The organism is Ensifer sp. GW101-20A05 (genome assembly GCF_059424735.1).
Map to the genome: position 1 here is coordinate 216,706 of NZ_JBWKZT010000002.1, position 10,943 is coordinate 227,648.

At 63.8% G+C, this 10,943-nt stretch carries 11 protein-coding genes; 5 read left to right on the plus strand and 6 right to left on the minus strand.

Going from position 1 to position 10,943, the window contains the following annotated elements; all coding sequences use genetic code 11:
- Positions 1-6: 6 nt before the first annotated feature.
- Positions 7-699 (plus strand): NnrU family protein, encoded by a 693-nt coding sequence (locus AC070A_RS06115; protein WP_218373206.1) that lies wholly within the window; start codon positions 7-9, stop codon positions 697-699.
- Here AC070A_RS06115 and AC070A_RS06120 read toward each other — a convergent pair.
- Together AC070A_RS06120 and AC070A_RS06125 are read right to left on the minus strand one after the other, a co-directional pair.
- Positions 696-1,274 (minus strand): UbiX family flavin prenyltransferase, encoded by a 579-nt coding sequence (locus tag AC070A_RS06120; RefSeq protein WP_492383761.1) that lies wholly within the window; start codon positions 1,272-1,274, stop codon positions 696-698. The two genes, AC070A_RS06115 and AC070A_RS06120, sit on opposite strands and share 4 nt — an antisense overlap.
- Entirely contained in the window at positions 1,271-2,782 is a 1,512-nt protein-coding gene (locus tag AC070A_RS06125) for a UbiD family decarboxylase (RefSeq protein ID WP_492383762.1), read from the minus strand. Before AC070A_RS06125 ends, AC070A_RS06120 begins: the two co-directional genes overlap by 4 nt.
- A 127-nt stretch (positions 2,783-2,909) precedes the next feature.
- Between AC070A_RS06125 and ubiT the strand changes: the two genes are divergently transcribed.
- From ubiT to ubiV, 3 genes are read left to right on the plus strand one after another with little or no spacing between them, the layout of a single operon-like run.
- The gene (ubiT, locus tag AC070A_RS06130; protein ID WP_057251877.1) at positions 2,910-3,428 is read left to right on the plus strand and encodes a ubiquinone anaerobic biosynthesis accessory factor UbiT; all 519 of its coding nucleotides are present in this window, start codon (positions 2,910-2,912) and stop codon (positions 3,426-3,428) included.
- Complete coding sequence (ubiU, locus tag AC070A_RS06135; RefSeq protein WP_058329724.1) at positions 3,419-4,396, plus strand: ubiquinone anaerobic biosynthesis protein UbiU; 978 nt, start codon at positions 3,419-3,421, stop codon at positions 4,394-4,396. Before ubiT ends, ubiU begins: the two co-directional genes overlap by 10 nt.
- A gap of 7 nt (positions 4,397-4,403) precedes the next feature.
- Positions 4,404-5,348, plus strand: coding sequence for a ubiquinone anaerobic biosynthesis protein UbiV (ubiV, locus tag AC070A_RS06140; protein ID WP_440660241.1), 945 nt, complete (start codon positions 4,404-4,406; stop codon positions 5,346-5,348).
- A gap of 57 nt (positions 5,349-5,405) precedes the next feature.
- Here ubiV and AC070A_RS06145 read toward each other — a convergent pair whose 3' ends face one another.
- The 4 genes from AC070A_RS06145 to AC070A_RS06160 all read right to left on the minus strand — a co-directional run bounded on the left by AC070A_RS06145 (position 5,406) and on the right by AC070A_RS06160 (position 9,637).
- A complete protein-coding gene (locus AC070A_RS06145; protein WP_492383764.1) occupies positions 5,406-5,876 on the minus strand; it encodes an RbsD/FucU family protein in 471 nt (156 codons plus the stop codon).
- A 132-nt stretch (positions 5,877-6,008) separates the two neighbouring features.
- Entirely contained in the window at positions 6,009-7,022 is a 1,014-nt protein-coding gene (locus AC070A_RS06150) for an ABC transporter permease (RefSeq protein ID WP_199536493.1), read from the minus strand.
- Position 7,023: 1 nt separating this feature from the next.
- Positions 7,024-8,586 (minus strand): sugar ABC transporter ATP-binding protein, encoded by a 1,563-nt coding sequence (locus AC070A_RS06155; RefSeq protein ID WP_425987189.1) that lies wholly within the window; start codon positions 8,584-8,586, stop codon positions 7,024-7,026.
- A 118-nt stretch (positions 8,587-8,704) separates the two neighbouring features.
- Complete coding sequence (locus AC070A_RS06160; protein ID WP_057251882.1) at positions 8,705-9,637, minus strand: sugar ABC transporter substrate-binding protein; 933 nt, start codon at positions 9,635-9,637, stop codon at positions 8,705-8,707.
- A gap of 295 nt (positions 9,638-9,932) precedes the next feature.
- Here AC070A_RS06160 and AC070A_RS06165 point away from each other — a divergent pair, with 295 nt between their 5' ends.
- Complete coding sequence (locus AC070A_RS06165) at positions 9,933-10,934, plus strand: LacI family DNA-binding transcriptional regulator (protein ID WP_110880526.1); 1,002 nt, start codon at positions 9,933-9,935, stop codon at positions 10,932-10,934.
- The last annotated feature ends 9 nt before the right edge of the window (positions 10,935-10,943 follow it).

The following is a 10,943-nucleotide window of genomic DNA, read 5'->3' on the forward strand; positions in this document are numbered from 1 at the left end:
ATCGACATGACCTATTTCCTCCTCGCCTTCGCCGTCTTCCTCCTGCTCCATCTGGTGCCGGCCTGGCCGGCGCTGCGCCAGGGACTGATCGACCGGCTCGGCCGCTCAACCTATTTCGCGGTCTACTCGCTGCTGTCGCTGCTCGCTCTCGGGTTCGTTTTTCACGCAGCGCTGCAGCTCGATTTCATCCCGCTCTGGGAACCGGCCGCCTGGCAGGCGTGGATGACCTTCATGCTGGCGCCGCTTGGGATCTTTCTCGTGCTGGCCGGCCTTTTCAGCGAGAACGCGCTGTCGATCTCGATCTACCAGGGCAACGAGCGGCCCGGCGCCATCGTGACGATCACCCGTCATCCGGTGCTCTGGGGCTTCCTGTTCTGGGCCGCCGGTCACATCGTGCCCAACGGCGACCTGCGCTCGCTCGTGCTTTTCGGCGGCTTCGCACTGTTTTCCGTCGGCGGCTTCTTCATGCTCGAAAAGCGCGCCCGCCGGCGTCTCCGTGATGGCTGGCAAGCGGCCTCGAAGGGCACATCGGTCTGGCCCTTCGCAGCGATTATTCGGGGCGAAACCCGTTTGCGTGCCGATCCGGTGATGATCATCGCCGCCTTTGCCACCGTGGCGATTGCCGTCTGGCTGCTGCTTGGCGGGCACGAGGTCCTGTTCGGCGCCGACCCGCTGCTCCAGGCTGCTGCCTTCGACTAGCCTTCACCTTGCCAGGCCTTTGCCAGCGGTGCGATCGGCAGCGCCAGGAGGTCGATAGCCCGCGCCGCCAGATGGTCGACGATGGCGTCCACGGTATCAGGTCGATGGTAGAAGGCCGGCACGGGCGGCATGATGATCGCCCCCATTTCGGTGACGGCGCACATGTTGCGCAGGTGACCGAGATGCAGCGGCGTCTCTCGCGCCATCAGTATCAGCCTGCGGCGCTCCTTCAGATGCACGTCGGCGGCGCGAACCACGAGATTGTCGGCCATGCCGGCGGAGATAGCCGCGAGCGTACGCATGGAGCACGGAGCAATGATCATGCCCGCCGTCGAAAACGACCCGCTCGCAATCGCCGCACCGATGTCGGCGTGGTCATAGGTTCGGGTAGCCCTACGTAATAGCGACGGAAGCCCCTCCGCGCCAACCTCGTGCGCGAGTGTGCGGTGCGCCGCCGGCGACAGGACGAGATGCAGCTCGACGCTTTCGATATCGGCGAGCCGCTCGGCGATGCGCATTCCGATCGCGGCACCGGAAGCGCCGGTGACGCCGAGCACGATCTTCATTCGGGTCATCGTGTCAGTCCTCCAAGCCCGAGACCGGCCCAGATCGCATCGACCTGACCGATGACCTCTGGCGACATTTCGAGGACCCGCCCCCAGTCGCGATCGGTTTCGGTGCCGATCTTGTTGGTGGCGTCGAGCCCGAGCTTGCCGCCGAGACCCGAGCGCGGCGAGGCGAAGTCGAGATAGTCGATCGGCGTACCCTCGATCACGGTCACGTCGCGGCTGGCATCGAAACGAGTCGCCAAGGCCCACATCACATCGGACCAGTTGCGCACGTCGATATCGGGATCGACGGCGATAATCAGCTTGGTGTAGCTGAACTGCGGCAGCATCGACCAAAGCCCCATCATCACGCGCTTGGCCTGTCCAGGGTAACGCTTGTCGATCGAGACGACCATCGCCCTGTAGGAACAGGCTTCCGGCGGCAGCCAGAGATCGGATATCTCCGGGAACTGCTTGCGAACCAGCGGTACGAACAGCCTGTTCATCGCTTCGCCGAGCCGCGAGGGCTCATCCGGCGGCCGGCCGGTATAGGTCGAGAGATAAAGCGGGTTGCGGCGCATGGTGATCGCCGACAGACGCATGACCGGGAACGGCTCGACCGAATTATAGTAGCCGGTGTGGTCGCCATAGGGACCCTCCTCTACCGTTTCGACGGCAGAGACGGTACCCTCCAGCACGATCTCCGCATTGGCCGGCACCGAAAGCGGCACGGTCTTCGCCTTCACAAGCTGTGTCCTGCCGCGCCTGAGCAGTCCTGAAAAATTCAGCTCGCTCAACCCGTCGGGCAGCGGCATGACGGCAGCTAGGATCGTTGCCGGGTCGGCGCCAATAACGACCGCTATCGGCATATCCTGACCCAGCCGTTGCCACAGACGGTGGTGGCGGGCGCCGCCGCGGTGCGCGAGCCAGCGCACGATGGCACGATCGGGGCCGAGCACCTGCATGCGATAGATGCCGACATTGACATCCAGCGGATCATCCGGGGCGCGCGTGATCACCAGCGGCCAGGTGATGAGCGGCGCCGGCTCGCCCGGCCAGCACCATTGGACCGGCAGGCGCCCGAGGTCGATTTCGTGATCACGCCAGACGACCTCCTGGCAGAGTGCGCGCGTTACCTTTCGCGGCCGCATATACATCGCCGATCTCAATAGAGGCAGCCGATCCCAGGCGTCGCGCAGCGACTGCGGCGCTCTGGGGTCGCGCAGTTCCGCCAGTTCGGCGGCAAGCGCATCGAGCCCTCCCGGCATCAGGCCGAAACCGCGTTCGATCCGGCGTTCCGACCCGAAGAGATTGGTGAGAAGCGGGATCGGCTGCACGGCGCCAGAGGCATCGATCGGCTGCTCGAAAAGAAGCGCCGGCCCGTCGTCCGCAAGCACGCGGCGGTGGATCTCGGTCACCTCGTGCACCAGCGAAACCGGCCGTGAGATGCGCTTCAGGTCGCCCTCGCGCTCGAGCGTATCGACAAATTCCTGAAGCGTTGCAAAGCCCTGGGACGGGCGGAAGGTCCTGTTCATGGAGCCTGTTTGTGGCGGCGAATGGCCCTTGTCTTTGACGTGGCGCAAACAACCGGCGGCGGCGGGCGACTAGCATGCGCCGCATCGTCCGATTCCGTCGCTTCGCAGGTAGCCCCAAAAGGTAACAATGTCACTTCCGCTCGCGATCACCGCACCTCTCAGCTTCGTTCCCATCATCGCCATCGAAAGCGTGGTGCAACGTGTCTTCACCCGCGTGATCGAGACCCATCCCGGCCTCTTCGATCGCTTGGCTGACCATGCCAACAAACGCTACGCCTTCCTGCCCTCCGATCTGCCGATCGGCTTTCTCGTCGAACCGGCCGTGCCGCGCATTTCCGTCCATCGCAAGGAGCGCGCGCCGGCTTCCGATGCCTGCATGGAAGGCGAATTGGTGCTGCTGCTGGCCCTGCTCGAAGGCCGTGTCGATGGCGACGCCGTCTTCTTCTCGCGTGATCTCACCGTCAGCGGCGACATGGAGGCGATGCTGGCGCTGCGCAACGCACTCGACGATTGCGAAATCGATCTCCCACGCGATCTTGCGCGGATGAGTGGGCCGTTCGCACCGCTCGTGCGCCGCGCCACGGAGGAAATCCGCGAGCGCGCACTTGGCCGTGTTGTCAAGGAGGAGGCTCCCCAATGGAACTGATCTGCCCCGCCGGCACGCCGGCCGCCTTCCGCGAAGCCGTCGATGCCGGCGCCGACGCGGTCTATTGCGGTTTTCGCGACGAAACCAACGCCCGTAATTTTCCCGGGCTGAACTTCTCCCGAGAGGAACTCCGGACGGCAATTGCCTATGCCAAGCAGCGCAAGGTGATGACCTTCGTCGCGATCAACACCTTCATGCGCGCCGGCCAGGAGACGCTCTGGCACCAGGCGGTGGACGACGCCGTGGCACTCGGCGCCGATGCCGTCATCCTCGCCGACTTCGGCCTGATGGCCTACACGGTCGAGCGCCATCCGCAGCAGCGGCTGCATGTCTCCGTGCAAGCCTCCGCCTCCAATGCCGATGCCGTTCGGTTCCTTGTCGAGGCTTTCGCGGCAAAACGCGTCGTGCTGCCACGCACGCTGACGATCGCCGACATCGCCCGACTAGCCAAACAGATCGATTGCGAGATCGAGGTCTTCGCCTTTGGCGGCCTCTGCGTCATGGCCGAGGGGCGTTGCTCGCTCTCTTCCTACGCCACGGGCAAGTCGCCCAACATGAACGGCGTCTGCTCGCCCGCAAGCCATGTGCGCTACCGCCAGGACGGGCGCGAACTCGTCTCCGAGCTCGGCGACTACACGATCAACCGCTTCCCGGCCGGAGAGGCCGCCGGCTACCCGACGCTCTGCAAGGGGCGCTTCGATATTGCCGACGAACGCGGTTATGCCTTCGAGGATCCGGTTTCGCTCGACGTGATGGACCATATCGATGCGCTGCGCAGCGCGGGCGTCAGCGCGCTGAAAATCGAAGGGCGGCAGCGCGGCAAGGCCTATGTTGCCGAGGTCGTCTCGGTCATGCGGCGGGCACTGACCGCCGGCGCCGCCGAGCGGCCCGCTTTGGTATCGCGGCTGAAAGCGCTTAGCGAAGGCCAGAAGACGACAACAGGCGCCTATGAAAAGCGCTGGAGGTAATCGGCCCATGACCACATCTACGAGCCCATCCAAACCCGCCTTGAGCCTCGGCCCAGTCTATTATCTCTGGGACGGCCCCAAGTGGCGCGACTTCTATTTCCGCATCGCCGACGAGGCGCCGATCGCCCATGTGACGATCGGCGAGGCCGTCTGCTCGAAACGGCTGCATTTCATCGAACCGCATATCGGAGACGTCATCGAGCGGCTGGAGAGTGCCGGCAAAGAGGTAAGCCTCGCCTCGCTGGCGCTGGTGACGCTGGAACGCGAAAGCCAGCTGGTGCGCGGGCTGGTGCGTGACAGCACCTACCCGATCGAGGCCAACGACCTATCCGCGCTGCACCTGCTTGCCGGCAGGCCGCATTCGATCGGACCACTGGTCAACGTCTACAATGGCGCCACGGCCCGGCTATTGTCCTCGAGGGGCGCAACGAGCATCTGTCTGCCGCCTGAACTGCCGATGGCGTCGGTGCGCGGCATCATCAAGGAAAATCCGGGCCTCGCTTTCGAGATCTTCGCCTTCGGCCGCGTGCCACTGGCGATCTCGGCACGCTGCGCCCATGCGCGCTCCAAGAGCCTGATCAAGGACAATTGCCAGTTCATCTGCGGCGAGGACACGGATGGCCTGACCGTCGAGACGCTCGACCGTCAACCTTTCCTCGCACTGAACGGCGTGCAGACCATGTCGCACACCTGCCAGGCGCTGATGCAGGAACTGCCTGAACTTGCCGCCGCCGGCGTCTCCCGGATCCGGCTGTCCCCACAGGACTGCGACATGGTCGCCGTCGCCGAGATCTATGGCGACGCGATCGCCGGCCGGCGCGCCATCGACGAAAGCCTGGCACGCCTCGAGTCTGTCTATCCGGGAGTCCCGTTTTCCAATGGCTTCCACCACGGCCAGACGGGAGCGGCCTGGGTCAAGGTACCAGCGTCCTTGGCGCTTCCGGCTGCCTGAGTCACGGGCCGGGCACGATTGTGCCGGGCGGCGAGGAAGCAACGATGCCGACTTCCGTCACATCGCCTCGTCCCAATGGCTGGCGGGCGGCACCACGCCCTTGGTGAACAGGAAGCAGCCATAAAGGCGCGCCTCGCCGGTCACGATGATGCAATAGGCGCGTTTTGCGTCCTCGTAGAAGGCGAAGCGCTCGATCGCGTACATCTTCGGCGCGTCCCCATCCGCGCGTGCGATTTCGGCCTGCACCTCCAGCTGGACATCCGGCAACTCCCCCGCCTTGGCTTCTGGTGCCATTCGAGCGGCAGAAGGCTGCAGCGGCGTATCGAGCGGCATGACGGAGAGGATGGCTCTGGCTGCGCGCGCAGCCGAAACATTGGCAATGTGCAGCGGCAGGCCAAGCCGGGTGTGGCGGGCTATCGTGTCGGCCGGAAAGTTCGCGTCGACGAGCGCGATCCGGTCTCCGTGGCCCATGGAGCGAAGCGCGTGCAACACGTCCGCATTCAGCGCCGGGTCAACATTCATAAGCATCAGCCTGTCCTTTCCTCAGCTTGTCTCTGCCCATGGAAATCCGGGCACGAAACTGCAATGCGTGCGGCCTTATCACCCCAGCAGCGCATGAACGTTTCTCGTTGGTTGGGAGCGGGCGGCAAGCCGCCCGGATCAAATGCCCGTTAGCCGCTCGCGATATTTGTCAATGATGACGGCGAGGATGATGACGACGCCTGTTATCATCTGGCGCATGAAGTCGCTGAGCCCGAACAGGATGAGGCCGTTGGCGAGCACGCCGGTGATGCAGGCTCCAAGCAGCGTGCCGATCACGGTGCCCCGACCGCCATTGAGACTGGTGCCGCCAATGATCACCGCCGCGATCGCATTGAGCTCGAAGCCGATGCCGATGATCGGGCTCGCGATGTTGAGGCGCGCCATGTAGACCATGGCGGCAATGCCGACGAGCGCGCCGGCGATGGTGAACGCCGCCACCTTGTAGAACATCAGCGAGTGGCCGGCGAGGCGCACGGCCTCCTCGTTGTTGCCGATGCCATAGAGCAGCCGGCCGAACACCGTCTTCGACAGCACGAACCAGGCGATCGCGACGAGCACCAGTGCGATCAGGAAGACCACGGGTATGCCGAGGATCATCTGCGAACCGAAGGCGTTGAAGCTCGGCGGGAAGGAATAGATCGTGCGCGCATCCGTCACCTGAAGTGCTGCGCCGCGGGCTATGTTCAGCATGCCGAGCGTGACGATGAAGGAGGGCAGCCCCCAGAAGGCGCTGATCCAGCCATTGAGGAAGCCGCAGACCACGCCGGTGCCGACGGCGGCAAGGGTCGCAAGGGCTACTGCCTGAAACACCGAGAGGTCGGGGATCGTCAGCACCGTGCCGCCGACGACGGCGCAGAAGGCGAGCATCGAACCGACGGAAAGATCGATGCCGCCGATCAGGATGACGAAGGTCATGCCGACGGCGAGGATCAGGTTGATGGTGATCTGCGTCAGGATATTGGAGATGTTGTTCGGCGTCAGGAAGTGTTCGGTGCTGACCGAGAAGAAGACGATCAAAAGCAGCAGCGCCAGGCCGATACCGGTATCGCGCAAGAGCACCTTCGGCGACCAGCCCGTCAGCCGGCGCGTATCGGCGGTGTCGCTTGCTTGTGTCTTTTCGAGTGCTTGCATCTCAGTGCCTCGCCTGTTGCTGCTCGCCCTGGTAGGCATATTGCAGGATACGTTCTTCGGAGAATTCCGGCCGCGACAGTTCGCCGACGACGCGGTGCTGCGACATCACCAGGATCCGGTCCGACAGCGTCATCAGCTCCGGCAGTTCGGAGGAGACGACCAGCAGCGCCAGGCCACGCTCGGCGAACTGGCGGATCAGCGCATAGATTTCAGCCTTCGCGCCGACGTCGACGCCGCGCGTCGGTTCGTCGAGCAAAAGCACTTTCGGATTGCGCGCCAGCCACTTGGCGAGCACCACCTTCTGCTGGTTGCCGCCGGAAAGCGTCGCGGCATTTTTGCCCGGCCCGCCATATTTCAGCTTGAGCTCGGCACCGAGCCGCTCCGTCACCGCGATCTCGGCCTTCCTGTCGAGGATGCCGGCACTTGAAACGTCCGACAGAGACGCAAGCGTGACGTTGGCCGCGATCGGCATGTTGAGGATCAGCCCCTCCTCCTTGCGGTCTTCGGTGACGAAACCGATGCCGGCATTGATCGCCTCGCGCGGCGAGCGGAAGGAAACGGGCGCACCCTCAAGACGAAGCGCGCCGGAGAGCGGTGGCTCGGCAGCGGCGATCGCGCGCAAGAGCTCAGTGCGCCCCGAACCGACGAGACCGGCAATCCCGAGGATTTCGCCTTTGTGCAACTGAAGCGAGATGCCTTGGGCATGGGGCGATTGCGGATGGCGGAAGTTGACGAGCGACAGCGCTTCTTCGGGGCGCGCCAACGATACCATTTCGCTCGCCATCTGTTGTTGCAGCTTGCGGCCGACCATGGCGCGCACCAGTTCGTCCTGGTTGGTTTCGGCAATCGGCCGCGAGAACACCGTCTCGCCATTGCGCAGCACCGTCACTCGGTCGCAAATGCGGAAGACCTCGTCGAGGTGATGGGAAACGAAGATGATCGACACGCCGCGACTGCGAAGCTCGTTGATGATCTTGAACAGCCGCTCGGTCTCGCGCGACGTCAGCGTTGCCGTCGGTTCGTCCAGTATGAGGATGCGGCTTTCCGTCATCAGCGCTCTGGCAACTTCGACGAGCTGGCGATGGGCGATGCCGAGCCGCTCGACCGGCCAACGCACGTCGATATCGCTGAGTCCGATGGCGTCGAGCGCGGCACGCGCGCCGGCATGCATCTCCTGCAGCCTGACAACGCCGAGTGCATTGCGCGGCAGATGTTCGATGAAGATGTTTTCCGCCACTGAGAGATAGGGCAGCAGGTTGAATTCCTGGTGCACGACCTGGAGGCCGTTGGCCTTGGCCTCGCGCGGCGTCGTCGGCGCGTAAGCGCGGCCGGACAGGTTGATCGCGCCCTCGTCCGGACGGACGATGCCGCAGAGCACCTTGATCAACGTGGACTTTCCGGCGCCGTTCTCGCCGATCAGGCCATGCACTTCGCCTGGCTCAATAGAAAGGCTGACGCCGTTCAGCGCCTTGGTGCCGCCGAAGGCCTTCCTGACATCGTGCAGCTCCAGAACGGGCCGCGTCGAAATGTCAGCCGCATCCGCGCGCACAGATTCTGTATTCATCATGATCTAGCCCTTTGAAACGCAGCAGTTCCGAACGGGAGCCAATCGCATCCCGCGTCCGCTGTTCCTGCCTAAGCCGCACCGGGCGACACCCGGTGCGGTAGAAGCAATCTCTGGGCTATTTCACGTCGTCCTTGGTCACGAGTTTGATGTCGGTCTTGACCCAGCCTTCAAGCTTGGGACCGCCGGCGACGACGGCGAGCGCCTTGTCGATCGCATTGGCCGCCATCTCCGAGCCGAACTGGTCGACGGTCGCGAGCAGCTTGCCGTCCTTCAGCATGGGCGCGACCGCTGGCACGTTGTCGAAGCCGACGACCTTGATGTCATTGCGGCCGACCGCATCGAGCGCCTTGACCACCCCGATCGCCATCGAATCGTTGGCCGCGAGCACACCCTGGATATCGGGATGCGCCGTCAGCATGGTGGAAAAGACGGCGTTCGCCTCTTCCGTTTCCCAATGAGCCGTGCGGGAATCGAGAAGATCGAGCTTGCCGGCGGCGACCGCGTCTTCAAAACCGAGCTTGCGCTGCGCCGCATTGTCGGCGCCCGGGTTGCCTTCGAGGATCACGACCTTGCCGCCGGCGCCAAGGTCCTTGGCGAGCGCATCGCCGACCATCTTGGCGCCGCCGCGATTGTCGGGACCGACGAAGGCGAGGTCGACACCCGCATCCTTCTTCGCCTGCTCGTCGAGCGAGACGTCGAAGTTGACGACGACGATGCCGGCGTCCATCGCCTTCTTCAGCGGCGCGACCATGGCGCGGGAGTCGGCTGGTGCGATGACGATCGCGTCGACGCCTTGGGTGATGAAGTTTTCGACGCCGTTCAATTGGCTCTCGAAATCCGTCTCGTTCTGCATGCCGATGGCTTTGAGCTCGTAGTCGCCCCGCTTCTTTGCATGCGCCTCTGCGCCTTCGAGCATGTTCTTGAAGAAGTCGTTGGCAAGCGACTTCATGACGAGGCCAACGACGGGTTTGTCGGCGGCCATCGCGATCGTCGGGAGCGCAGTGGCAACAGTGAGCGCGACGATAGATGCGAATCTTGAAAGCTTCATGGGTTCTCCTCCGGTGAAACGACGGTCCTCCAACCATCGATGAAACGTTTCATCAAGTGAATGCGAATGAACCGCTTCTGCCGCCAAGAAAAGCGAAACATCTCTCTGCTGTCAATATGAAACGTTTCATCACGGGAAATTTGTGCTGGAAGTCGCTATCGGTTGCCGGCATTCTCTGATTTAAAAGGAAGAAACCAGCCGCCACCCGATACCCCGGGGGCTTGCGATAACGCTTTGATCTGCTGCATGATTTCTAACCGCAGCGGACGCAGAAAATGGGACTGGAGCCGACCGTTTGAACCCGACGATAAAGGATGTTGCCCAGCGTGCCGGTGTCTCCGTGGGCACTGTTTCGCGCGTCCTTGCCAAGAACAAGACGGTCAGCGAAGACATCCGGAAGAAAGTGGAAGCAACGATTGAGGCAATCGGCTACCGCCCGAACATCCTCGGCCGCAGTCTCAGGCTCGCCAAAACCGACATCATCGGGCTCGTCGTGCCCGATATCACAAATCCCTTCTTCGCCGAGCTTGCCAAGCACGTCGAGATGCTTGCTTCGGCCGAGGGATATTCGGTCCTGCTCGCCAACACCCATGACGACCCGGAGGCGGAACGGCAGCAGATCGAGACACTGCTCGGGCGCCTGCCCGCCGGTTTGATCCTCGTTCCCGTCAGCAACAGTCTCGTCGACGGACTTGTCGCCGGCACGCGGACGGTAACCGTCGACCGGCCCTTGAGCGGGCATGCACTCGTTGCCGTCGACAACAGGCAGGGCGGCTACCTCGCCGCCGATCATCTGCTCGCACTCGGGCATCGCCGGCTCGGCTACATCAGCGGACCGAGTTCGACCGAAGTGTCGGGCGAGCGCCGCGATGGCTTCAAGCAGCGACTCGAGGAATTCCGCACGACCCATCCAGGCGAATACGTCGCACCGCAGGTCGTCGAAGGTCACTTCGATTACCGCTCGGGCGAAGAGCTCGGTAAGCAGATGCTGACACAAGCGGCAGCAACGCGCCCGACGGCGATCGCCACTGCGAGCGATCAGCAGGCGATCGGTCTTCTGCGCGCCGCCGGCGACATGGGCGTGCGCGTGCCGACCGATCTTTCGATCGTCGGCTTCGACGACATCCCGCTTGCCTCGCTGGTGCTGCCGCGCCTGACGACGATCCGCCAGCCGATCGACGAGATCGCGCGGCTGGCGCTGGACGGCGTGCTCGGCAGCCACGCGCTGCAGGAGGAATACAAGCTGCAGCCAGTCCTCATACGCCGCGGATCCTGCGCAGCACCTGGGGCGCCCTGACCGCGAGCC

What these genes read in the sequence shown, in the direction of transcription:
- AC070A_RS06150 (WP_199536493.1), bottom strand. Translation starts at nt 7,022, where the DNA reads ATGCAAGCACTCGAAAAGACACAAGCAAGCGACACCGCCGATACGCGC.
- AC070A_RS06145 (WP_492383764.1), bottom strand. Translation starts at nt 5,876, where the DNA reads ATGCTTATGAATGTTGACCCGGCGCTGAATGCGGACGTGTTGCACGCG.
- ubiT (WP_057251877.1), top strand. Translation starts at nt 2,910, where the DNA reads ATGTCACTTCCGCTCGCGATCACCGCACCTCTCAGCTTCGTTCCCATC.
- AC070A_RS06155 (WP_425987189.1), bottom strand. Translation starts at nt 8,586, where the DNA reads ATGAATACAGAATCTGTGCGCGCGGATGCGGCTGACATTTCGACGCGG.
- AC070A_RS06115 (WP_218373206.1), top strand. Translation starts at nt 7, where the DNA reads ATGACCTATTTCCTCCTCGCCTTCGCCGTCTTCCTCCTGCTCCATCTG.
- AC070A_RS06160 (WP_057251882.1), bottom strand. Translation starts at nt 9,637, where the DNA reads ATGAAGCTTTCAAGATTCGCATCTATCGTCGCGCTCACTGTTGCCACT.
- AC070A_RS06120 (WP_492383761.1), bottom strand. Translation starts at nt 1,274, where the DNA reads ATGACCCGAATGAAGATCGTGCTCGGCGTCACCGGCGCTTCCGGTGCC.
- ubiV (WP_440660241.1), top strand. Translation starts at nt 4,404, where the DNA reads ATGACCACATCTACGAGCCCATCCAAACCCGCCTTGAGCCTCGGCCCA.
- ubiU (WP_058329724.1), top strand. Translation starts at nt 3,419, where the DNA reads ATGGAACTGATCTGCCCCGCCGGCACGCCGGCCGCCTTCCGCGAAGCC.
- AC070A_RS06125 (WP_492383762.1), bottom strand. Translation starts at nt 2,782, where the DNA reads ATGAACAGGACCTTCCGCCCGTCCCAGGGCTTTGCAACGCTTCAGGAA.